The organism is Olleya sp. YS (genome assembly GCF_029760915.1).
Lineage (GTDB): Bacteria > Bacteroidota > Bacteroidia > Flavobacteriales > Flavobacteriaceae > Olleya.
On record NZ_CP121685.1, the window covers coordinates 1,403,344 to 1,424,540 of the forward strand.

A 21,197-nucleotide genomic window follows, 5' to 3' on the forward strand; every position below is an offset into this window, starting at 1 on the left:
AAGAATACACTTAACTTTGCTTAAGTATTTAAATATGAGATATAAATTCATTCTTTTACTTTTAATAATAAGCTGTATAGGTTGTGGAAGCGATCCTATACCAAAACCAAAAGGATATTTGCGTTTAGAATATCCACAAGCTAATTATAAAGCCTACAATCAAAATTTACCATTTAGTTTTGACAGAAATAGTCTAAGTGACACCATACGGTATAAACCATTAACCGACGATGTAACAAGTTTTGGATTAAATATAGAGTATAAAAAACTAAAAGGGACTATCTATTTAACTTATAAAGCAATAGATGGTAAAGACCGATTGATCCAATACCTAAAAAACGCACAGAACTTTACACAAGAGCATACTAAAAAAGCAGATGCAATAGAAGAAGTAGTTTGGGAAAACCCTGTAAATAACGTATATGGAATGTTTTATGAAGTTGGAGGTAATGCAGCATCACAATCTCAGTTTTATGTTACAGATAGTGTTAATCACTTTTTAACAGGATCCTTATACTTTTATGCAAAACCTAATTACGATTCTATTTTACCAGCAGCTCACTATTTACAAAAGGATATAAAACGTATTATGGAAAGTGTTGAATGGAAGTAGTATTTTAAATATGTATATAGATATATATCATTCAATCTCGGTAATTTTGAAATCAGCAAACAGTACTTCTTCATCCCTAAGATCTCCAACATTTATTAAGCTTCTGTAAATTCCCCATTTTGGTCTAACAAATGTAGCATTAGGTCTCCAATTATTAATTGAATTATTAGAGTAGGTAAATAAAGTTGTACCATCATTAACTTTTTTTATCTCAATATCATAGGTCCCATTTGTACCATAAGTTATAGTTTCTGTAACTTCTAACCAAGTTGCTATAAAAGGTGCTAAATCGGTTTGTTTTAATATAATAGAAGAGTCTGTTTCTCCGTAACGTAATTCTAGTCTGTCCGGATTACTTTTTCTTGTTGTTAAAGTATACATTGGATGACTAGACAAATCACCTCCTACAGACTTTAACTGGTGCAAATGCGTAAAATTAGGTGAAGATTGAAATCCGGAATTTAATTTAAACTTCCAATTATAGACTACCGTTTCATTTTCTGTGCCCAATAAATTATCAGGAGATTGATCATAACTTTTTATTTCGTTGCGTTGTCTGTCAAAATTTATACAACGGTCATCATCAGGTGTTGTGTGAATGAAAAATCGAAAAACGTTAGCGTTTAATTCGTTGTCAAATATTTCATCAATATGTTCTCCAAATGCGTTATGACTACAATCTGGAGCTTCTATCGGATTATATCCAGGTGCTAATACAGAGGTTATAAGACTATAAGTACCACCTGGTCCATCTGCTTTTAACTCGACTCCAATATTTTTTTCAAGTTGAATGGTCACAGAATTATTAGATGGATTAATATCACTGTATGCATTTTGAAATGCAGTCTTAAAGTTAATAGTCGCAATGACTTGAGTAGTATCTACGTTAAAACTTTGCTGTTTTTCAGTTTCAGTTTCATTTGCATTTCCGTAATTGTAACTTAAGGCGTTATTTAGTTTTTGCAATAAATCTACAGAGTCAACCCAACTTATAAAACTTTGGGAGGTTGAGATAGAAATATCTGTAGAAATTGGTGCAACAACATCTACAGTTTCATCATCTTTATTGCAACCACATAAACAGTAAACAAAAACTATTATTAATAAAAAATTTAACGGTTTTTTCATGGAAATAAAAATAATGAATATAAAAGTATTTTAGTGAAAAATTAATGAGTTTTACTTGTTTTTACCACTTTACTTTGTTATGTTATGGCTTTGTTTAATTTATTTTTCATTCCATAAATCAATTCTCGGAAGTTTTGAAATCCACCAAGATTTAATTTTTCTGGTTGATTTTTGTCTCCAATTTGAAATAATATAATTCCGATTATTATTGGTAAAGTTGACCACCAATTAAAACTCCAAAACCACCAAACTCCAATCATCGCAAAAATTCCGATAAACATAATATTTCGCCCAATTCGAGATAACTTATGTGACTTAAATTCAAATTCCATCATTGTCCCTGGTGCAATTCTATTGACTTCATCAATCAATAGTACACCATATTTTAGAAAAAATGGGTTTATTTCGGAACTTGGTTTTAATTCAGTCGTGTCAGCTCCTTTTTCAGTCAAATTCTGTTTTAGTGTTCTAAATATTGACGCTGTTTGACAATTCTGCCCTAAAAGTTTAATTGGCTCAATATTTTCCCTTTCAGCGTATTTAGAAATGTATTCACAAAAGTCAGATACAGTTCTATCATCTTCATTTATTAAAATGTCTTCCAATTCCAAAAGTGGTCTTTCAATTTTAAATTCTGTGTGATAGATTTTAGCCAATTTTTTGGGATTTACTAAATCACAAGCATCTCGCCAATCAAAGATTGAACTATCATAATTAAAGTCCATTCCCTTGATAACAACCGGATCAAATTCAATTGCGAATTGATATTGAGAAATCAACATCTGAAGTATGTCGTCTTTACTGTATTTCATTCTTTGCACAATGTTTCTTTAGCTTGCACACAACGGTTTTGTGTATGTTAGTTGCGTTGTAATGCAACTAAGTTAGCAAACAAATCACATATAGAATATTAAAAAAAATTTTGAAACCGTATTTAGTATTAATTTCATTTTGTAAAGACTAATTATTTTTAGTCCAGATAGTTTCAAATATTTCGCAAACTACAAGCATATTTTCTGTTGGTTTTTGCTTGCTTTCTTCCATCGTACTTGCAAAAAAATCCCAATGCGCTTTTCTCCATTTTTTTAAAGGCTCGATATGTGTTCCCATATCCATCTTTGCATAGTCTTTAGATATTTTATTAAAAGGGATGGTATCTACTTTTTTAATTTCTATTATGGCTTGCGCTTTTCCGTTAAAATCTGTGATAATATGTTTTGTCCCTGTTTTTGGTAAGTCTGCATTTGCGGCTTTATACCATTGATATAAACCAGAGCCTGCTTGCTTTTTTTTGTTTATTACTAATTTGGCTAACCTATTGGCATCCTCTTTATTATTATGAAAATACCATGAATCTGGGAGTTGTTCGTTTTTAAATTCAGGATTTGACTTAGTAAAATTACTCCACATATTATAAACGGTTTGATCAATTCCGTTTTCATCTTTTGATTCTGTCTTACAGCTTATTACAGCTAAAAACAAAATAATTGTTATATGTTTCATAGATTGTTAATATTGTTTATAAATAACTGTTTTCGTCTTTTTCAAAAGTTACGTCAGCTTTACTTTTAAGAATACTATCTAAATACAGTTCTTCTTCTTTTTTAAGAACAATCTTTTTAGTTGATTTAGGTAAGATTATAATAGTTTTTATAATTTCTCCTTTCTTTTGTATACGTATTGTAAACTTATTTTTACCAATATTTTTTATTACAGCTATACAGTCAGAAGCTGAGTAAGGGTTTATTGCAGCATCTTGTCCAGATCCTTTACCTGTTATAGACATGCTTTGTGAAGGTTTTAACTCGAAAACAGATTTTTGTGCAAAAGATAAACTTGACACGAGAATAAATACAAGTAATAGTACTTTTTTCATATTTAAAGTATTAGCTACTAAATTTAATAAACATTGATTGTTTAGCTTAAACTTTAAGAAATATATAACTAAAAAAGCCTCGATATTTCGAGGCTTTTATATAATGTGTTGATATGTTAATTAAGCTTTTTTTGCTTCTGCACAACATGCTTTTTTACAGTCTTTGGCACAAGCCATTTTTTCTGCTTCGGTTTTACTAGCACATTTCTTTTTACATTCTGCTGTTTTAGCAGCGCAATCTGCACAGTTTTCTTTTGTGCAATCTGCTTTACACTTCATAGTGCATGCTTTTTTAGCATTAGAGAAAGCTTCAACAGTTTGCATATCTTTTACTTTGTAAGTATCAGAAACACCAGTTACAGTACTTTCTAAAGTAGCTGGAGTCACGATAGCTTCGTCATACTCAACCATCGCTAATTGACGGTCGTAATCTACAACCGCAGATTTTACACCTTCCATTTTAGCCATTTTTTTCTCGATAGTTTTAGCACAACCCATTGGACAGGTCATACCTTCAATTTTAAATTCGGCTTTAGCCAATTTAGCATTAGGGTTTATGGTTTTGGTAGTAGTTTCAGTTTTTGAAGACACAGTTTTTACTTCAGGTTGCACTTCGTTTTTACAACTAAATGTAAAAACTGTTACTAAAACAAGTACAAGTATGTGTTTAAATGATTTCATTTTAATAGTATTTAATTATATAGTTATAAATACAAAACTACTAAATATTATGCTTTATTGTTTTTAATATTCCATTTTTGTAGTGTAAATCTTGACTATGCAAAATAACAATTCTACAAAATGGGTGTATTTACTTGTTTTGTCGCTAATTTGGGGAACCTCTTTTATATTGATTAAAAAGGCATTATTAGGTCTAAATGCATACCAATTAGGAGCTTTAAGAACTATTATTACTGGATTGTTTTTGTTTGCTGTAGGCTTTAATAAGCTAAAAACTATAAAAAAAGAGGCTTGGAAGTGGATTGCTATATCTGGTTTTGTAGCGTCTTTTATTCCTGCGTTTTTCTTTGCTATTGCCGAAACCCAAATTGATAGTGCTGTCGTGTCTGTATTAAATAGTTTAGTGCCTTTAAATACAATTTTGCTTGGTGTTGCTGTATTTAAAATAGCAAGTAATATTAGACAGGTCATTGGAATAATTATAGGATTTATTGGGACTTCTATTTTAATTTTAGAAGGTGCCGACTTAAATCCAAATCAAAACTATTGGTATGCAGGTTTTGTTATTGCGTCTACATTAATGTACGCAACCAATGTTAATATTATAAAGCGTTATTTACAAGATGTAAAACCTTTAGCTATAGCTACAGGAAATTATGTAGTTATTTTTATTCCTGCATTGATAGTTTTAATTTTTGCCGATTTTTTTAAGTTTGAAAATTTTGAGAATGCTGTGTTTAATGAAGCTATAGGTTATGTGGCAATATTGTCTTTTTTTGGAACTGCTCTTGCCAAAGTGTTATTTAATAAATTGGTGCAAATATCAACTCCTGTATTTGCATCTTCGGTAACTTATATCATGCCTATCGTTGCTTTAATTTGGGGTATTTTAGATGGTGAAACCTTTAGCTGGATGCAAGGTTTAGCAACACTTATTATTTTATCAGGTGTGTACTTAGCTAATTGGAAAGCAAAAAAAAACCGAAGCACTTAAGCTTCGGATTTTTTTAAGATTATACTCTAACTATTAGTTAAAATCTGCATCAGTGACACCTTCGTTTACTTTTACATTTTTAATATTCATAGATATGGTTTGTGGACCAGCCACAATAGTTTGTCCGTAAGGAAACTTAACTCCGTTTACTTCAGAATAGTTATCGTACTTGATAGTTGAGGTTACTTTCTGACCTTGTGCTTCTGTAGTTGATTCTGCTTGAGATAGTAAACCTGTGTCAACATTATAAAAGCGGTATGTTTCTTTATCTCCAACCATAACTTTCATTTTATAGTTATCTGCTCCATCTATAGTCACAATACTTTCTAAAGTAACGTTGGACATATCATATTTTGTTTCTGGAAACATCCCTAAGTCTGTTTGTTTTTCTGCAATTTCTTCATCAGATAATGGCATTCTTTGTCCTTGCTGTTCTCTGTATCCAGCAGTACCATCCCATTTTTGTTTCATTAATGTACCCATACCTTCAGCAGTCATTTCCATAGACTCTTTGTTTGGTGACATTCTTTTCATTTCTACTTTTAAAGGAATTGGAACACCCTCAATAGTGACATCTCCATCCATTTTAACAGTATTCACCATTTTAATGTTTGAGGTACCTCCAACAGCATTAATATAGTTGTCAATTACAGTTTTTGCTGTTACACCTGCTGGAATTGGTTTTGAAAACTCAGGTTTTTCTACTGGATTAGCATAAGGGTCAAAATATTTAATTGGTAATCCTGTTTTTTCTAATCCAGGGATAACATCACTACCTTTACCAACAATTATAATTCTAGCATTTTCTGGTTTAAAGTATTTGTTAGCAACACGTTGTACATCTTCTATAGTTACAGCATTAATTTTTGATAAATATGTTTTGTAAAAATCAGATGGTAAGTCGTTTAACTTAATATTTAACGCGTAACGTGCAATAGTTTGAGGGCTTTCTAAAGCCAAGACAAAATCTCCAACGTATTTAGCTTTAGCATTGGCTAGGTCTTCAGCAGAAACTGGCTCATTTTTAATGCGCTTAATTTCTTTTAAAGTTTCAACAACTGCACTGTCTGTTACCATGTTTCTAACTGCAGCACCTGCAGTAAATCTAGACGCTCCATAACGCGAGGTTCCAATACCAGAACGCGCACCATAGGTCCAACCATTAGCTTCACGAAGATTCATGTTTAAGTAGCTATTAAATCCACCACCTAAAATTTTATTAGCAATTAAAACTGCGTGATAATCTGGATCATTCATTTTTAACTTTACATTGTTAGTTAATGAAATGTTTGATTGTACAGCGTTATCCATATTCACAAAATTAATTTGTGTACTAGGGACATTGTTATTTGGCTCTATAAGGTTAGTGGTAATGTCGATACCTTTATCCCATTTTTTGAAGTATTTTTTTACTTGTTTTTCGACAGTTTTAAAGTCTACGTCTCCAACAACAACTAAATAGGCATTGTTAGGGTTAAAGTATTTTTGGTAAAATGCTCTTACATTATCTAATGTAATGTTGTTTACTGTTTCTTCAGAAATAAATTCACCATATGGGTGTTTAGTCCCATAAGATAATGCACCTCCAACACGATCTGCAACTGCATCAACACTTTTTTTGCTGCTTTTTAAACCGTCTAATACACGTTCTTTTTCTTTTTCGAACTCTTCTTGAGTAAATAATGGGTTTTGAGCAGCGTCTGCCATTAATTCTAAAATACGCTCAGAGTATTTAGAAAGTCCGCTTGCAAAAGCACCATTAGATCTAAAATTAAGTCTAGCACCTAAAAAGTCGATTTCTTCATTAAAGGCGTCTTTAGAAATATTGGTTGTACCATTTCCTAGCATAGCACCTAACATAGCAGATACACCTGCATTATCACCTTCAGCGATAGGTTGATTATCTATGGTTAAAGAGTAAGAAACTCTTGGTAATTTATGGTTTTCTACTACAAGGACTTTAAGTCCGTTTTTTAATTCAAATTCTCCAGGTACTTCCAATGTGATAGATGGAGCAGGACCTGGTTTTGGTTGTATTGATCTATCTATCTGTGCTGTTGCCGAAATAGATATAAACAATACTGCAAATAAGGCTGTTATTTTTGTTCTCATTTTATTTGTTTCTAGATTATTGTTTTTCTTCTTTAGATTCTGGTAAATACTCTAATACCAATCTTTGATTAGGATTTAAGTATTTTTTAGCAACTGCTTGAATTTCTTCTCTTGTGATTGATCTGTAAATATCAATTTCATTATTGATTAAGTTGACATCATCATAAAGCATGTAGTAACGTGCTAAAGAATTTGCGATACCTGAAACACTAGAATTAGAGCTAACAAAACGGTTTTCAAATTTGTTTTGAAGTTTCTGGTAATCTCTTTCAGACATTAATGTGTTTTGAACTTTTACTAATTCTTCATCAATTCCAGCTAATATATCGTCTAAAGAATTATCACCTAGTGGTAAACCGTATAAGATATAGGTTCCGTAATCTTCTTGACTTTGGTTAAAAGCACCAACTTGTAATGCCATTTTTTTATCGTCAACCATTTTTTTATAAAGTTTAGATGTTTTACCATCACTTAAATAGCTTGATAACATATCCAAAACATAAGCATCTCTTTCTGTCATAGCAGGCGTTCTGTATGCTGCCATAATTGCTGGGATTTGGATATTTGGGTCATATGCTTTTTCGCGCATTGGTTGCGTAATAGGATCTTCTTTAGGGAAGTTTCTAACAATATCTTCTCCTCTAGGAATTGGTCCAAAATAGTCTTCAATCATTTTTTTTGTTTTAGCGATATCAATATCACCTGCAACAACTAAAACAGCATTATTTGGCACATAGAATTTTTTATTAAAAGCTTGAAACTCCTCCAAGGTTGCAGCATCAAGATGTTCCATTTTACCAATGGTTGTTCCTTTATAAGGATGTTTTTTAAACATGTGAAGCTTTACATTTTCAATAAATCGACCATAAGGAGAGTTGTCAACACGTAAACGTTTTTCTTCCTTAACTACTTCGTTTTGGGTGTCAACTCCTACTTGGTTAATTATTGGATGCATTAAACGCTCAGATTCCATCCATAAACCTAATTCTAAGCTGTTAGAAGGGAAAATTTCATAATAATATGTACGATCATCTGTAGTATTGGCATTGTTACTACCACCATTAGAACTTACAATGGTAAACCATTCGCCACGTTCTATGTTTTCGGTACCTTCAAATAATAGATGCTCAAAGAAGTGAGCCATTCCAGTACGTTCTGGATCTTCATCTTTAGCACCAACGTGATACATCACAGATGTAGTAACTACAGGAGCAGAGTTGTCTTGATGTAAAATAACGTGCATACCGTTATCTAAATCATACTCTTCGAACTTAACTTCTTGCGCTGTAGCTGTAAAACCAGCTAAAAGCAAAGCAGCTAATGAGAATAAACTTTTTTTCATGTGTTTGATTATTTAATTTATCAGTTTAAGTATTAGTATACTATTGTAGTTTTTTGTTACAACAGTTATTACAAAAATAGCAATACAAGTACGTTTTATAGTCTAATTTGTTAAAAATTAACATCAAATTATATGAAATCAATTTCATTTTCACGAAATTTAAAGTGATTATTAACCAAAAAAACCAATTTTTTACTATGAAAATATTTTCCCTTCCCATCCTTCCTATTAGATTTGGGTTAGTTATGAGTGCCTGTTTAGTCGCTTATTTTTTATTGTTATCACTGTTTAATTTACATACCAATCCAATATTTAGTTTATTTAATGGTGTTATTACTGGTTTTGGAATTTTTGAAGCCATTAAATATTACAAATTAGAACAGGGTGATAATTTTAGTTATTCTGGAGGCTTTACAGTTGGTGTGATTGCTGGATTTATTGCAGCTATATTATTTACAGTATTCTTTACATTTTATGCTACAGAAGTTAATTCAGATTTTTTAAGTCAATTACTAACAGTTTTTAAGGGAGATTACAACGTGCATATAGGTTTAGTAGCTTTTGTAGTAGCCATTATGGGTTTTGCAACAACAGTAGTTATAACTTTAACGTGCATGCAATATTTTAAAAAGAGCAGAAATATTCCTCAAAATGGATAAAACGTTTGTAGATTAATTAATTAGAAGTATATTTGCATCCGTTTTCTCAGGAAAGCGAGATTATTTTATACAAATTAATTAATAAAAACGTTACGCTATGTACGCAATTGTAGAGATAGCAGGGCATCAATTTAAAGTTGAAAAAGACCAAAAAGTTTTTGTTAACCGTTTAGCAACAGAAGAAGGTAAGAAAGTAGATTTCGATAACGTTCTTTTAATTGCAGATGGTAGCAACATAACTGTAGGCGCCCCAGCTATAGGCGGAGCACAAGTAAGTGCAAAAGTCTTAAAGCACCTTAAAGGTGATAAAGTTATTGTTTTCAAAAAGAAAAGACGTAAAGGTTATCGTGTTAAAAATGGACACAGACAATCTTTAACTGAAATTATAATTGAAAATATTGTAGCTTCTGGAGCTAAGCCAGCTAAAAAAGCTGAAAAAGCTGAAAAAGCTACTCCGAAAAAAGAAACTAAGAAAACAGAACCTAAAGCTGCTGCGCCAAAAGCAGAAGCTAAAAAAGCTGAGCCTAAAGCTAAAGCTGCTGCAAAACCAGCTGCTAAAAAAGCAACAGGAAAAGCTGACGATTTAAAGAAAATCGAAGGTATTGGACCAAAAATTGCATCGACGTTAGTAGAAGCAGGAATCGCAACTTTTGCAGATTTAGCTAAAGCTAAACCAGAAGCAATATCTGAAATCATCGCAGGTGTACGTGGTAATCACGTGACTGACACTTGGCCAGCACAAGCTAAATTAGCTGCAGATGGTAAGTGGGATGAGTTAAAGAAATGGCAAGACGAATTAGATGGTGGTAAAGCGTAATAGCAACCACTTTATATTAACATTATAAAACCTTAAGATCATGGCTCACAAAAAAGGAGTTGGTAGTTCGAAGAATGGTAGAGAATCAGAATCGAAACGTTTAGGCGTTAAGATTTTTGGTGGACAAGCTGCTATTGCTGGTAACATCATCATAAGACAACGTGGTAATACACACCATCCAGGTGAAAATGTATACCAAGGAAAAGACCATACTTTACATGCTAAAGTTGATGGTGTAGTAAAATTTACAAAGAAAAAAGACAACAAGTCTTACGTTTCTATTGAGCCTTTTGAGGCTTAGAAATTTTTTATCCAAAAAAAATTAAAGTACGCCTTTCTGAAAAGAAAGGCGTTTTTTGTTTTATCTAATTTAATATTTCTTTAATTATTTTTAAATGATGATTAGTATGAAGCGTTAAAAAATGAGGGACTCTTTTTTTATTAATATGTCCAAATAATGGATGTTTAAAATACGCATTTTGATCTAAGTGGCTGATAGTTTTAATATTAGCTTTGACTTGTTGCATTTGCTGTAATAAATCCTCTTTTAAAATAGTTTCTGGAGGTCTAACGTATTTAGGCGCTTTAGCTTTTCCTCTTGGAAAAAAGCCTAGAGTAAAAAATACTTTTCCAACAAAACTAAAGTTGTTTTTGTAAGTTTCAGGTTCAGATTTTTGAAGTGATAAACAAACACTATTTATAACTTTTAGACTATGATCTATGTGCCAACCCACTGTTGCTTTAGAGATGTTTTGGTTTAGCATATTGTAGCTTTCAATATGTGACTCTAAACTGTTTAGTGTAAGATTTAATTTTTTTGTACTCATTATATAAATATAATATTCTTGTGAAGGTAACTAATTAAATAGGTAAAATAAAAAAACCCAAACAGTTACGTCTGGGTCTTAATTATTTAATGAGATGCTGAAACAAGTTTAGCATGACGTTTATTTATTAGTATCTGTAGTGCTCAGGCTTGTAAGGTCCTTCTACAGTTACACCAATATATTCAGCTTGGTAGTCTTTAAGTTCTGTTAACTCAACTCCAATTTTTTCTAAGTGTAATTTAGCTACTTTTTCATCTAAATGCTTAGGTAACATATACACATCATTTTCATATTTATCAGCATTTTTCCAAAGCTCGATTTGTGCTAACGTTTGGTTTGTAAACGAGTTACTCATTACAAAACTAGGGTGTCCAGTTGCACAACCTAGGTTAACTAAACGTCCTTCTGCTAAGATAATAATATCTTTACCGTTAACATTATATTTATCAACTTGAGGTTTAATAGTATCTTTAGTGTTTCCGTAGTTTTTGTTTAACCAATCCATTTGGATTTCGTTATCAAAGTGACCAATGTTACATACTATAGTTTTATCTTTCATTGCTTCAAAATGCTCAGCACGAACGATATCTTTATTTCCTGTAGTAGTAATAACAATATCACTGTTACCAACTACAGTTTCTAATTTTTTTACTTCAAAACCGTCCATTGCAGCTTGTAATGCACATATTGGATCAATTTCTGTTACGGTTACAATACTTCCAGCACCTTTAAAAGAAGCAGCAGTACCTTTACCCACATCACCATAACCACAAACAGTTACACGCTTACCTGCTAACATAATATCTGTTGCACGACGGATAGCATCGACTGCAGATTCCTTACAACCGTATTTATTATCAAACTTAGATTTTGTTACCGAGTCGTTTACGTTAATTGCTGGCATCGTTAATGTCCCATTTTTAACACGCTCGTATAATCTATGTACACCAGTAGTCGTTTCTTCAGATAATCCTTTAATACCTTCAGATAATTCTGGGTATTTATCTAAAACCATATTAGTTAAATCACCACCATCATCTAAAATCATATTTAATGGTTTACGGTCTTCGCCAAAGAATAAAGTTTGTTCTATACACCAGTCAAACTCTTCTTCTGTCATGTCTTTCCATGCATAAACTGCAGTTCCAGCAGCAGCAATAGCAGCAGCAGCTTGATCTTGTGTTGAGAATATATTACAAGAACTCCATGTCACCTCTGCACCTAAAGCTTGTAACGTTTCAATTAAAACCGCAGTTTGGATAGTCATGTGTAAACATCCTGCAATACGTGCGCCTTTTAAAGGTTGCTCGTTTTTGTATTCTTCACGAAGACTCATTAAGCCTGGCATTTCAGCTTCAGCTAAATTAATTTCTTTTCTTCCCCAAGCCGCAAGCGACATATCTTTTACTTTGTTTGGTACGTAAGCAATTGTTTTTGTGCTCATATTTTTTCTTAATTTTTATTAAATGATACACCTTTGGCAATAGCACTAAAATTGGTTAAATTCGCTTAACCAAAGTATCCAATTCGCCTTAGGCGATGCAAAGATAACTAATACATTTTAGAATATTAAATGCCTCTCTATAAAACCATTACCGTAAACTCACAAACTACTGTTAAAATCTGGAAGATTGATGAGTCTTACGATGATTTAATACAACCATTAAATTTAAAACCAGAAAGTTTAACACGTGTTTTAGGTATGAAAAGCCAATTACACCAACGTGGGTTTTTAAGTGTACGACATTTACTAAGAAGTTTTGGATATACAGATCAAGATTTATATTATGATGATAACGGAAAACCACATTTAAAAGATGGTAAACACATTTCGATAACACATAGTTTTACATTTTCAGGTGTTATTATTAGTAATAAAGAAGTTGGTATTGATATCGAAATGCAACGCGATAAAATTGCAATTATTGCTAAGAAATTTGTCGAGTATGAATTTGAGTATTTAGATAAAAGCGCTTCAGATTATATTAATAAATTAACTGTAATTTGGGGAATTAAAGAATCATTATACAAGCTATTTGCAACACCTGGAATGTTATTTAGAGAACACTTTTTAGTGATTCCTTTTACATTTGAAGAGGATGAAACTATTTGTTGGATTGATTACAAAGGATTAAAAAAGAGGTACACTGCCAATTATTTGGAATTTGATGGCTTTACTTGTGCTTATGTTATAGAATAATGGCTGTTTACAACGACATACTTTCCGCTAAAGCGAAACAAGACAAGTTATTGGCTATATTAATAGATCCAGATAAATTTGATGTAAATTTAATATCGCAATTAACCGATAATATTAATAATTCTATAATAACTCACATTTTTGTTGGAGGAAGTACGGTTGAGGTAGAAGTCACACAACAATTGGTTTCTGCATTAAAACCTTTAACTCATTTACCTATAGTTTTATTTCCAGGAGACGTGACACAAATATCAAAAGATGCTGATGCTATTTTGTTTTTATCATTAATATCTGGTCGTAATCCTAAGTACTTAATAGAAAAACAAATTGAAGCAGTATCCTTATTAAAAAACACCAATTTAGAAGTCATTCCTACAGGTTATATATTAATTGAAAATGGTAAAGAAACTACAGTGCAAAAAGTAACAAACACACAGCCAATACCTACAACCCTACAGCAGTTAGTAGCAGATACAGCTAAAGCAGGAGAGTTATTAGGTAAAAAACTAATTTATTTAGAAGCTGGTAGTGGTGCTTTACATCCTGTTCCTACAGACTTGATTAGTTTGGTAAAACAAGAACTAACAATTCCGTTAATAGTTGGTGGTGGTATTAGAAATAAACAACAATTAGAAGATGCTTATCAAGCTGGCGCAGATTTAGTGGTTATAGGAACTGCTTTTGAGAAGAACGATTCTTTTTTTAACGACATAAAAAAATAAGATGAACATATCAGTAGATTTAACATTATCTCCATTACAAGATGATTATGAACAACATGTCATTGACTTTATAAAAGCTTTAAGAGATTCAGAATTTAAAGTTTTAGAGAATCCCTTAAGCACTCAGATTTTTGGTGATTTTGATCTGTTAATGCCTTTTTTGAATCAAAAAATCAAAGAATCATTTCAAAATCAAGACATTTGCGTCCTAACTATGAAAGTTGTGAAAACCGATAGAAGTAATTATGAGCCACATTTTTGATTTCTTATTTAGTCAATATTCTACGTATTCAACTTTAGATATTGGACTAGAAATAACAGCTGTTGTTTTTGGCTTTTTGTCGGTTTGGTTTTCAAAACAAAATCATATTCTAGTATTTCCAACAGGAATGATAAGTACATTAATATTTGTCTATTTATTACTAAAATGGGAACTTTTAGGTGATATGATGATTAACGCTTATTATTTTATAATGAGTGTTTATGGTTGGTATGTGTGGACAAGAAAAGGGGAAGATAACCAGGTGACACCAATTTCAACAACAACAAAAAAAGAAAAAACCCTAAGTTTAATTATATTTTTAGCAACTTTATTATTTGTCTTTGTCGTGTATAAAACCTTTGATAAATGGACTAGTTGGGTGGCTTATGTGGATACAATTACTACTGCAATCTTTTTTGTAGGGATGTGGTTAATGGCCAAACGTAAAATAGAAAATTGGATATTTTGGATTGTTGGAGATATTATTTCTGTTCCTTTATATTTTTATAAAGGGTTTACTTTTACTAGTTTTCAATATTTAGGATTTACCGTTATAGCAATTTTAGGATTTTTAGCATGGAAAAAGCACTTAAACAGCAACCAGCAGATTGCATAAAAGTAGTGTTGTTTGGACCAGAAAGTACTGGTAAAACGACGATATCTCAGCAGTTAGCACGTTATTATAACTCGGTTTGGGTACCAGAATATGCAAGAGAATACCTTCAAAACAAATGGAACAACCAACGTAAAACTTGCGAGCCTCATGATTTGTTACCTATTGCAAAGGGACAAATGGCACTTGAAAATAAATTAGCAAAAAAAACAAATACTGTTTTAATCTGTGATACAGATTTACTAGAAACTAAGGTGTATTCTGAAACTTATTATTCGGGAACATGTAATCCTATGATAGAAAAATACGCTTTAGAAAACACATACCATTTATACTTTTTGACGTATATTGATACACCTTGGGAAGCAGATGATTTACGCGATAAACCTGAAGAGCGAGAAGCCATGTTTAAAGTGTTTAAAGACACATTAATAAGGTATGACAAACCCTATGTTATATTAAAAGGAAACAAAAAAGAGCGTTTAAAATTAGCGACCAAGCATATAGATCTATTATTAGAAAAAAACAATGAAGTTTAGTAAAACCGACATAGAGTTTATAAAAAAGAAAGGCTTAACCTTAAAAAAAGTAGAACAACAATTAGAGCTATTAAATACTGGGTTACCATATATTAATCTTGAAAGAGCAGCTACAATCGATGATGGTATAATACAATTATCTTATAAAACAGCTTCAGAATTAATAAATATTTACGAGACTAAAAAAGAGCAGTTGGACATCATTAAATTTGTACCTGCATCTGGAGCTGCTACCAGAATGTTTAAGTTTTTATTTGATTTTTTAAAAGATTATAAACCAAATAAAGAAAGCATTAATGCTTATATTAACAAACATAAAGCTTCAGAATTATCACTGTTTTTTATAGGTATTGAAAAACTACCTTTTTATGATTTGGTCATTAACTATTTAAAAGAAAACATTAAAGACTATAATCAATTAAGTAATGATGAAAAGCTGGTTGCTTTTGTAAAAGCCATCTTAGATCAAAATCAGCTAAATTTTAGCTCTTTCCCAAAAGGATTACTTCCATTTCACAAGTACAAGGATCATTTGGCAAGTGCTTTTGAGGAGCATTTATTTGAAGCAGCTTTGTATGCAACTACTAACAATGAGGCTACGCTTCATTTCACAATTTCAGAAAAACATAAAGATAAATTTGATGAAGAGTTTATTAGAATTCAAAACATCGTAGAGCAAAAAACAAATACGACTTTTCATATTTCATTTTCATATCAAAAAGAAGCAACAGACACCATAGCAGTGACAACTAAAAACGAGATTGTCAGAGAGGATAATCAACAATTGTATTTTAGACCTTCTGGTCATGGTGCTTTATTAGAGAATTTAAACGACTTTAATTCAGATCTCATTTTCATAAAAAACATAGATAATGTTGTGGTATATAAATATGAAGAAGAGGTTGCGCAATCTAAAAAGCTATTAGCAGGCTTATTAATCTCTATCAAAGAACAGGCTTTTAAATATGCCAAAGATTTAGACGAAAAAGAGTTGTCAAACACACAAATTAATGATATTGCTAAGTTTTTAATAACTAAAATGAATGTGGTTATTTCGCCAGAATTTGAAAAATATTCTAAGCAATATCAAATAGATTATTTAAAAAATAAGTTGGATAGACCAATTCGTGTTTGTGGTATGGTACAAAATGAAGGTGAACCAGGAGGTGGACCATTTTGGGTAAAAGATGAAGGCGCTAATGTATCTCTCCAAATTGTGGAATCAGCGCAAATAGATAGGAAGTCAAAAATTCAGAAAACTATTCTAAAACACGCAACCCATTTTAACCCTGTAGATATAGTTTGTAGTATTAAAAATTATAAGGGCGAAACCTATGATTTACAAAAATTTGTGGATTATCAAACTGCTTTTATAACCATGAAAACAAAAGTAAATAAAGATATTAAAGCGTTAGAGTTACCTGGATTATGGAATGGTAGTATGGCTAATTGGAATACTATTTTTGTTGAAGTCCCATTGGTAACCTTTAATCCGGTTAAAACAGTCAACGATTTACTTAAACCAACACATCAAGTCTCATAGGATGTTAAATAGAACTGCTTTAGAAAAAGAGTTTAAGCTAAAAGCTATTAGAAGCTCAGGAAGTGGCGGACAGCACGTTAATAAAGTAGCTACTAAAATTGAATTAAGTTTTTCTGTTGCAGAATCTTTAGTGCTAACTCAGGATCAAAAACAATTAATACAAGAAAAACTGTCAAGCAGGTTAACTAAAGATCAAGTCCTTATTTTACAGTGTGGCGAAAGTAGAAGTCAATTAAAAAATAAAGGTATTGCTATACAACGTGCATTATCCATTTTAGAAAATGCTTTAAAAGTAGAAGCCATACGTAAGCCAACCAAAATACCTAGAGCAGTCATTAAAAAAAGACTAAAAAGCAAAAAAATGAATGCAGAACGTAAAGCTAATCGCAAAAAACCTAATATCGAATAGTTTTATTTATATATTATAATCGTGATATTGCAATATCACATTTTAAACTCACTTCATTATTTATTATAAAAATGCCAATTCAGCATTAAAATTTAAAATTTCTACTTTACCTTTGTCACGTTCTCAAAAAAGGGGTGCCTATTATCGGCTGAGATCATACCCATTGAACCTAGAACAGGTAATGCTGTTTAGGAAATTAAAACACCAATTGGTGTAACTGTGTTATGTTGAGGTGGTCTTAACATCACACAAAATAAATTTTAACAAATTAAGAATAATGACCTCTTTTTATTCGATTATAAAACGTAATCGTAATGAAATCTATTTTTCTTTTTTTAGCACTTTTTGTGTTATCAGTCAATGTTTTTGCACAACAAAATAATGTGCAAGATTCAACTAAAGTTGAACAATTAGACGAAGTCCTATTATCTGCAACCAGAGCAAAAGACAAAACACCAGTAGCTTTTTCGACCATCACCAAAGAGGAGCTAGAATCTATTAACTTGGGTCAAGATTTACCAATATTGCTAGATCAATTACCTTCTGTAGTCACTACAAGTGATGCAGGAGCAGGAGTAGGTTATACAGGTATTAGAGTTCGTGGTAGTGATGCAACAAGAGTAAATGTAACCATTAACGGAATTCCTTATAACGATGCAGAAAGCCAAGGAACATTTTGGGTAAATATGCCAGATTTTGTGAGCTCTGTAGAAGATATTCAGCTACAACGTGGTGTTGGAACTTCTACTAATGGTTCTGGAGCTTTTGGTGCCAGTTTAAACTTAAAAACATTAAATCCGTCTTCGGTAGGATATGCAACTACGACCAATGCTATTGGAAGTTTCGGAACTAGAAAGCACAATATTAGTATAGGATCTGGTGTAAATAATAATTTTTATGCAGAAGCAAGACTATCTAATATACAAAGTGATGGGTATATAGACAGAGCTCGTGCAGATTTAAATAGTTATTATGCAGAAGCTGGATATTTAGATAATAAAACTTCTATTAAAGCTATCGTTTTTGGAGGAAAAGAAGAAACGTACCAATCTTGGTACGGAACACCAGAAGCTGTAGTTAATAATGACAGAGAAGGCATTCAAGCGTTTATTGATAGAAATTTTCCAAGCGATGCAGAAGCTGCAAACCTTTTAAACTCTGGAAGAACTTATAATTTTTATACTTATGATAATGAAGTTGATAACTACCAGCAAACCCATTATCAACTCCATGCATCACATCAATTTAGCTCTAATTTTTCTGCAAATTTGTCAGGAAATTTTACAAGAGGTAAAGGGTATTTTGAGCAGTATAAAGACAATGAAGAGTTAGGTGACTATTTTCCAAATAGTCCAAATGCTTCAGAGGAAGGTGATGTGATTAGAAGACGTTGGTTGGACAATAATTTTACTGCAATCGTATATTCACTTAATTATAAAAAAAATGATTTAAATCTGTATTTAGGTGGAGGTTACAATACTTACAAAGGTGACCATTTTGGTGAAGTCATTTGGGACTCTTTTGAATCATCAATTCCTATTAGAAGTAATTATTATTTTAGTTATGGAGATAAGCAAGACTTTAATACCTACGTTAAAGCAGAGTATACTATTAATGCTAATCTATTTGCTTTATTAGATTTACAATACCGAACGGTTAATTATGAGTCTGTTGGAACAAGTTCGGATTTGGTAGATATTAATGTCAAAGAAACCTATAAGTTTTTCAATCCTAAATTTGGATTAACTTATAGAATTGATAATTATAATAATATTTATGGGTCTTATGCAGTAGGAAACAGAGAGCCAAATCGTGATGATTTAACCAAAAACCCAATCCGCCCAAAACCTGAGCAATTGCATGATTTTGAGTTTGGCTACAAACTACGTACTCCAGAGTATTACTTTACTGCTAATTTGTATTACATGAATTACAAAGACCAATTAGTATTGACAGGAGATTTAGATGATGTTGGTGATCCAATAAGACAAAACGTAGCAGATAGTTATAGAGCTGGTATAGAGTTACAAGCAGGTTACAAATTCTCTGATAAATTACGTGTTGATGCTAACGCAACCTTTAGTCAAAACAAAATAAAATCGTTTGATTATGTTGTCTATGATACGCAATACGACCCAAACACGTTTGATACAGTGTCTTATGAACCTGTAGTGACTACATTTGAAGATACAGATATTTCGTTTTCACCAAATGTTATTTTTGGTAGTACAATAACATTTTCTCCAATAAAAAACGGAAGTATTGCTTTATTGTCTAAATATGTAGGTCAGCAATTTTTAGACAATACCTCAAGCGACAGTAAAAGCATGGACGCTTACTTTGTCAATAATTTAAACTTGTCATATAAAATAAAGCCACAATGGATTAAAGAGATTGCTTTTAATCTATTAGTGAATAATATATTTAATAATGAGTATGTATCTAATGGATATACTTACAGTTATTTTTACAGACCAGAAAACTCTAATGATGCAGCTATAACAGAAAATTTCTATTATCCTCAAGCCACCATTAATTTTTTAATGGGAATGACATTAAAGTTTTAAAAGTAAATTAACAATCATTTTAAAAAGCATCTCGTACTTAAGAGGTGCTTTTTTAGTTGTTATAAACACGAATAACGCTTCCGCTAACTTCTACAAAATAAGGTTTTAAGCTAAATTGGCCTGTAGTGCCATCAAATGGAGCTCCATCCACGATGTTATAACTGTTATTGTCGTCACAATTGCAAGTGGCTGCAATACCTTCAACAATTAAAGAGGAACAGTCAGAAGGTGCATGATTAGGATCTGTAATTTCAAAAGCAGAGTATGTATTATTCCCTTTACTGTAAACAACTATCCCGTTATAGCCAAATGCATTTAGTACTACAAAATTTCCAGGAAACTGTAAGTTGTTGTATTGTGGTAAAGCAGTATTAATTGAATCCAATGTGTCAAAAGCGATATTTGGAATATAGTTATTGTTATTATCGTTGTCATCATTTTTTTGACAAGACAAAACAAAAATTAAACAGAAAACAATTGTTAATAAGGACCTTGACATAACTAATATAAAATGTTTTTTAGTATTGCAATTTACAATAAATACTACGTTGAATGACATATTTTGAGTATTTCCTCAGCTCATTTTGATTTTAAATAACAACCTGAGAGAAAGTACTTTTGGTATTAAATCTAATTATTTAATCAAAAATTTAGTACTTTTGTAATACAAATCTCGTGTCGACGAGATTTTTGTGTTTAACGCTAAATTGTTTTAGCGTCTTTTTTATTTAAACGGAATAATTATGAGTAAAGTATCTTATTATACTGCAGAAGGATTAAAAAAGTTGCGTGACGAGTTGAAGCAACTTAAAGATGTAGAGCGTGTAAAAGCATCAAAAGCTATTGCAGAAGCAAGGGATAAAGGTGATTTAAGTGAAAATGCCGAATATGATGCAGCAAAAGAAGCACAAGGTATGCTAGAAATGCGTATCTCTAAATTAGAAGATCAATTAGCAGGAGCACGTGTTATTGACGAGTCACAAATGGATACGTCAAAAATATTAGTATTATCTAAAGTGAAAATTAAAAACCAAACCAATGGTATGGAAATGGTTTATACTTTAGTGGCAGATGGTGAAGCTGATTTGGCATCTGGAAAAATATCTGTTAACAGTCCAATTGGTAAAGGACTATTAGGAAAGTCTGTTGGTGATGTTGCCGAAATCCAAGTGCCTAATGGCACTATGAAATTTGATATTATCGAAATTAGTCGATAGCTTTCAATCAATCACTTAGTGTAGTCTAAGTGACCAATTGATACAATACTTAAAAGATTCCTGTTTATACTGAAAC

General features: G+C 31.6%; 24 protein-coding genes and 1 riboswitch. Of the genes, 14 read left to right on the forward strand and 10 right to left on the reverse strand.

Going from position 1 to position 21,197, the window contains the following annotated elements; all coding sequences use genetic code 11:
- Positions 1 to 34: 34 nt before the first annotated feature.
- Entirely contained in the window at positions 35 to 613 is a 579-nt protein-coding gene (gene gldD, locus Ollyesu_RS06345; protein WP_279302954.1) for a gliding motility lipoprotein GldD, read from the forward strand.
- 27 nt (positions 614 to 640) lie between these two features.
- On the opposite strand, the gene Ollyesu_RS06350 is transcribed toward gldD, so the two are convergent.
- From Ollyesu_RS06350 to Ollyesu_RS06370, 5 genes are all read right to left on the reverse strand, one after another.
- Positions 641 to 1,741 (reverse strand): hypothetical protein, encoded by a 1,101-nt coding sequence (locus tag Ollyesu_RS06350; RefSeq protein WP_279302955.1) that lies wholly within the window; start codon positions 1,739 to 1,741, stop codon positions 641 to 643.
- Between the two features lie 77 nt (positions 1,742 to 1,818).
- Positions 1,819 to 2,553 carry a hypothetical protein gene (locus tag Ollyesu_RS06355; protein WP_279302956.1) on the reverse strand — a complete coding sequence of 245 codons (735 nt, stop codon included), beginning with the start codon at positions 2,551 to 2,553 and terminating at the stop codon, positions 1,819 to 1,821.
- A 148-nt stretch (positions 2,554 to 2,701) separates the two neighbouring features.
- The gene (locus tag Ollyesu_RS06360; protein ID WP_279302957.1) at positions 2,702 to 3,244 is read right to left on the reverse strand and encodes an ASCH domain-containing protein; all 543 of its coding nucleotides are present in this window, start codon (positions 3,242 to 3,244) and stop codon (positions 2,702 to 2,704) included.
- Between the two features lie 16 nt (positions 3,245 to 3,260).
- Entirely contained in the window at positions 3,261 to 3,617 is a 357-nt protein-coding gene (locus Ollyesu_RS06365) for a hypothetical protein (RefSeq protein ID WP_279302958.1), read from the reverse strand.
- A gap of 120 nt (positions 3,618 to 3,737) precedes the next feature.
- On the reverse strand, positions 3,738 to 4,298 hold the full coding sequence (locus tag Ollyesu_RS06370; RefSeq protein ID WP_279302959.1) for a heavy metal-associated domain-containing protein: 561 nt from the start codon (positions 4,296 to 4,298) through the stop codon (positions 3,738 to 3,740).
- 97 nt (positions 4,299 to 4,395) lie between these two features.
- On the opposite strand from Ollyesu_RS06370, the gene Ollyesu_RS06375 reads away from it, so the two are divergent.
- Positions 4,396 to 5,292: a DMT family transporter gene (locus Ollyesu_RS06375; protein ID WP_279302960.1), complete on the forward strand. Its 897-nt coding sequence runs from the start codon at positions 4,396 to 4,398 to the stop codon at positions 5,290 to 5,292.
- 33 nt (positions 5,293 to 5,325) lie between these two features.
- Here Ollyesu_RS06375 and Ollyesu_RS06380 read toward each other — a convergent pair whose 3' ends face one another.
- Together Ollyesu_RS06380 and Ollyesu_RS06385 are read right to left on the reverse strand one after the other, a co-directional pair.
- Positions 5,326 to 7,404 carry a pitrilysin family protein gene (locus Ollyesu_RS06380; RefSeq protein ID WP_279302961.1) on the reverse strand — a complete coding sequence of 693 codons (2,079 nt, stop codon included), beginning with the start codon at positions 7,402 to 7,404 and terminating at the stop codon, positions 5,326 to 5,328.
- A gap of 16 nt (positions 7,405 to 7,420) precedes the next feature.
- Positions 7,421 to 8,746, reverse strand: coding sequence for a pitrilysin family protein (locus tag Ollyesu_RS06385; RefSeq protein ID WP_279302962.1), 1,326 nt, complete (start codon positions 8,744 to 8,746; stop codon positions 7,421 to 7,423).
- A 197-nt stretch (positions 8,747 to 8,943) separates the two neighbouring features.
- Between Ollyesu_RS06385 and Ollyesu_RS06390 the strand changes: the two genes are divergently transcribed.
- From Ollyesu_RS06390 to rpmA, 3 genes are all read left to right on the forward strand, one after another.
- Positions 8,944 to 9,405: a DUF4199 domain-containing protein gene (locus tag Ollyesu_RS06390; protein ID WP_279302963.1), complete on the forward strand. Its 462-nt coding sequence runs from the start codon at positions 8,944 to 8,946 to the stop codon at positions 9,403 to 9,405.
- Between the two features lie 97 nt (positions 9,406 to 9,502).
- On the forward strand, positions 9,503 to 10,222 hold the full coding sequence (gene rplU, locus Ollyesu_RS06395; RefSeq protein ID WP_279302964.1) for a 50S ribosomal protein L21: 720 nt from the start codon (positions 9,503 to 9,505) through the stop codon (positions 10,220 to 10,222).
- A gap of 40 nt (positions 10,223 to 10,262) precedes the next feature.
- A complete protein-coding gene (gene rpmA, locus Ollyesu_RS06400) occupies positions 10,263 to 10,523 on the forward strand; it encodes a 50S ribosomal protein L27 (RefSeq protein WP_019386009.1) in 261 nt (86 codons plus the stop codon).
- A gap of 64 nt (positions 10,524 to 10,587) precedes the next feature.
- On the opposite strand, the gene Ollyesu_RS06405 is transcribed toward rpmA, so the two are convergent.
- Together Ollyesu_RS06405 and ahcY are read right to left on the reverse strand one after the other, a co-directional pair.
- Entirely contained in the window at positions 10,588 to 11,049 is a 462-nt protein-coding gene (locus tag Ollyesu_RS06405) for a DUF1569 domain-containing protein (protein ID WP_279302965.1), read from the reverse strand.
- A gap of 127 nt (positions 11,050 to 11,176) precedes the next feature.
- The gene (gene ahcY / locus Ollyesu_RS06410) at positions 11,177 to 12,493 is read right to left on the reverse strand and encodes an adenosylhomocysteinase (RefSeq protein WP_279302966.1); all 1,317 of its coding nucleotides are present in this window, start codon (positions 12,491 to 12,493) and stop codon (positions 11,177 to 11,179) included.
- 129 nt (positions 12,494 to 12,622) lie between these two features.
- Between ahcY and Ollyesu_RS06415 the strand changes: the two genes are divergently transcribed.
- From Ollyesu_RS06415 to Ollyesu_RS06450, 8 genes are all read left to right on the forward strand, one after another.
- Positions 12,623 to 13,249, forward strand: a complete 627-nt coding sequence (locus tag Ollyesu_RS06415) for a 4'-phosphopantetheinyl transferase family protein (protein WP_279302967.1) — start codon at positions 12,623 to 12,625, stop codon at positions 13,247 to 13,249.
- A complete protein-coding gene (locus Ollyesu_RS06420) occupies positions 13,249 to 13,971 on the forward strand; it encodes a geranylgeranylglyceryl/heptaprenylglyceryl phosphate synthase (RefSeq protein ID WP_279302968.1) in 723 nt (240 codons plus the stop codon). Before Ollyesu_RS06415 ends, Ollyesu_RS06420 begins: the two co-directional genes overlap by 1 nt.
- A gap of 1 nt (position 13,972) precedes the next feature.
- Positions 13,973 to 14,233, forward strand: a complete 261-nt coding sequence (locus Ollyesu_RS06425; protein WP_279302969.1) for a hypothetical protein — start codon at positions 13,973 to 13,975, stop codon at positions 14,231 to 14,233.
- Complete coding sequence (gene pnuC, locus Ollyesu_RS06430) at positions 14,217 to 14,849, forward strand: nicotinamide riboside transporter PnuC (RefSeq protein ID WP_279302970.1); 633 nt, start codon at positions 14,217 to 14,219, stop codon at positions 14,847 to 14,849. Before Ollyesu_RS06425 ends, pnuC begins: the two co-directional genes overlap by 17 nt.
- Positions 14,810 to 15,385 carry an ATP-binding protein gene (locus tag Ollyesu_RS06435; RefSeq protein ID WP_279302971.1) on the forward strand — a complete coding sequence of 192 codons (576 nt, stop codon included), beginning with the start codon at positions 14,810 to 14,812 and terminating at the stop codon, positions 15,383 to 15,385. The genes pnuC and Ollyesu_RS06435 overlap by 40 nt, the downstream gene beginning before the upstream one ends.
- Positions 15,375 to 16,928: a DUF4301 family protein gene (locus Ollyesu_RS06440; RefSeq protein WP_279302972.1), complete on the forward strand. Its 1,554-nt coding sequence runs from the start codon at positions 15,375 to 15,377 to the stop codon at positions 16,926 to 16,928. Before Ollyesu_RS06435 ends, Ollyesu_RS06440 begins: the two co-directional genes overlap by 11 nt.
- Position 16,929: 1 nt before the next feature.
- A complete protein-coding gene (arfB, locus tag Ollyesu_RS06445) occupies positions 16,930 to 17,337 on the forward strand; it encodes an alternative ribosome rescue aminoacyl-tRNA hydrolase ArfB (RefSeq protein ID WP_279302973.1) in 408 nt (135 codons plus the stop codon).
- 120 nt (positions 17,338 to 17,457) lie between these two features.
- Positions 17,458 to 17,549, forward strand: a riboswitch (TPP riboswitch).
- A gap of 102 nt (positions 17,550 to 17,651) precedes the next feature.
- Entirely contained in the window at positions 17,652 to 19,904 is a 2,253-nt protein-coding gene (locus Ollyesu_RS06450) for a TonB-dependent receptor (RefSeq protein ID WP_279302974.1), read from the forward strand.
- Positions 19,905 to 19,956: 52 nt separating this feature from the next.
- Here Ollyesu_RS06450 and Ollyesu_RS06455 read toward each other — a convergent pair whose 3' ends face one another.
- A complete protein-coding gene (locus Ollyesu_RS06455) occupies positions 19,957 to 20,358 on the reverse strand; it encodes a hypothetical protein (protein ID WP_279302975.1) in 402 nt (133 codons plus the stop codon).
- Between the two features lie 289 nt (positions 20,359 to 20,647).
- On the opposite strand from Ollyesu_RS06455, the gene greA reads away from it, so the two are divergent.
- A complete protein-coding gene (gene greA / locus Ollyesu_RS06460; protein WP_279302976.1) occupies positions 20,648 to 21,121 on the forward strand; it encodes a transcription elongation factor GreA in 474 nt (157 codons plus the stop codon).
- The last annotated feature ends 76 nt before the right edge of the window (positions 21,122 to 21,197 follow it).

Bases quoted from the DNA above. Each gene is read 5' to 3' on its own strand.
- rpmA (WP_019386009.1), top strand. From the start codon at position 10,263: ATGGCTCACAAAAAAGGAGTTGGTAGTTCGAAGAATGGTAGAGAATCA.
- Ollyesu_RS06360 (WP_279302957.1), bottom strand. From the start codon at position 3,244: ATGAAACATATAACAATTATTTTGTTTTTAGCTGTAATAAGCTGTAAG.
- Ollyesu_RS06405 (WP_279302965.1), bottom strand. From the start codon at position 11,049: ATGAGTACAAAAAAATTAAATCTTACACTAAACAGTTTAGAGTCACAT.
- Ollyesu_RS06450 (WP_279302974.1), top strand. From the start codon at position 17,652: ATGAAATCTATTTTTCTTTTTTTAGCACTTTTTGTGTTATCAGTCAAT.
- arfB (WP_279302973.1), top strand. From the start codon at position 16,930: ATGTTAAATAGAACTGCTTTAGAAAAAGAGTTTAAGCTAAAAGCTATT.
- greA (WP_279302976.1), top strand. From the start codon at position 20,648: ATGAGTAAAGTATCTTATTATACTGCAGAAGGATTAAAAAAGTTGCGT.
- Ollyesu_RS06415 (WP_279302967.1), top strand. From the start codon at position 12,623: ATGCCTCTCTATAAAACCATTACCGTAAACTCACAAACTACTGTTAAA.
- Ollyesu_RS06385 (WP_279302962.1), bottom strand. From the start codon at position 8,746: ATGAAAAAAAGTTTATTCTCATTAGCTGCTTTGCTTTTAGCTGGTTTT.
- rplU (WP_279302964.1), top strand. From the start codon at position 9,503: ATGTACGCAATTGTAGAGATAGCAGGGCATCAATTTAAAGTTGAAAAA.
- pnuC (WP_279302970.1), top strand. From the start codon at position 14,217: ATGAGCCACATTTTTGATTTCTTATTTAGTCAATATTCTACGTATTCA.
- Ollyesu_RS06390 (WP_279302963.1), top strand. From the start codon at position 8,944: ATGAAAATATTTTCCCTTCCCATCCTTCCTATTAGATTTGGGTTAGTT.
- Ollyesu_RS06425 (WP_279302969.1), top strand. From the start codon at position 13,973: ATGAACATATCAGTAGATTTAACATTATCTCCATTACAAGATGATTAT.
- Ollyesu_RS06420 (WP_279302968.1), top strand. From the start codon at position 13,249: ATGGCTGTTTACAACGACATACTTTCCGCTAAAGCGAAACAAGACAAG.
- Ollyesu_RS06370 (WP_279302959.1), bottom strand. From the start codon at position 4,298: ATGAAATCATTTAAACACATACTTGTACTTGTTTTAGTAACAGTTTTT.
- Ollyesu_RS06350 (WP_279302955.1), bottom strand. From the start codon at position 1,741: ATGAAAAAACCGTTAAATTTTTTATTAATAATAGTTTTTGTTTACTGT.
- Ollyesu_RS06440 (WP_279302972.1), top strand. From the start codon at position 15,375: ATGAAGTTTAGTAAAACCGACATAGAGTTTATAAAAAAGAAAGGCTTA.
- ahcY (WP_279302966.1), bottom strand. From the start codon at position 12,493: ATGAGCACAAAAACAATTGCTTACGTACCAAACAAAGTAAAAGATATG.
- Ollyesu_RS06375 (WP_279302960.1), top strand. From the start codon at position 4,396: ATGCAAAATAACAATTCTACAAAATGGGTGTATTTACTTGTTTTGTCG.
- gldD (WP_279302954.1), top strand. From the start codon at position 35: ATGAGATATAAATTCATTCTTTTACTTTTAATAATAAGCTGTATAGGT.
- Ollyesu_RS06355 (WP_279302956.1), bottom strand. From the start codon at position 2,553: ATGAAATACAGTAAAGACGACATACTTCAGATGTTGATTTCTCAATAT.
- Ollyesu_RS06365 (WP_279302958.1), bottom strand. From the start codon at position 3,617: ATGAAAAAAGTACTATTACTTGTATTTATTCTCGTGTCAAGTTTATCT.
- Ollyesu_RS06380 (WP_279302961.1), bottom strand. From the start codon at position 7,404: ATGAGAACAAAAATAACAGCCTTATTTGCAGTATTGTTTATATCTATT.
- Ollyesu_RS06435 (WP_279302971.1), top strand. From the start codon at position 14,810: ATGGAAAAAGCACTTAAACAGCAACCAGCAGATTGCATAAAAGTAGTG.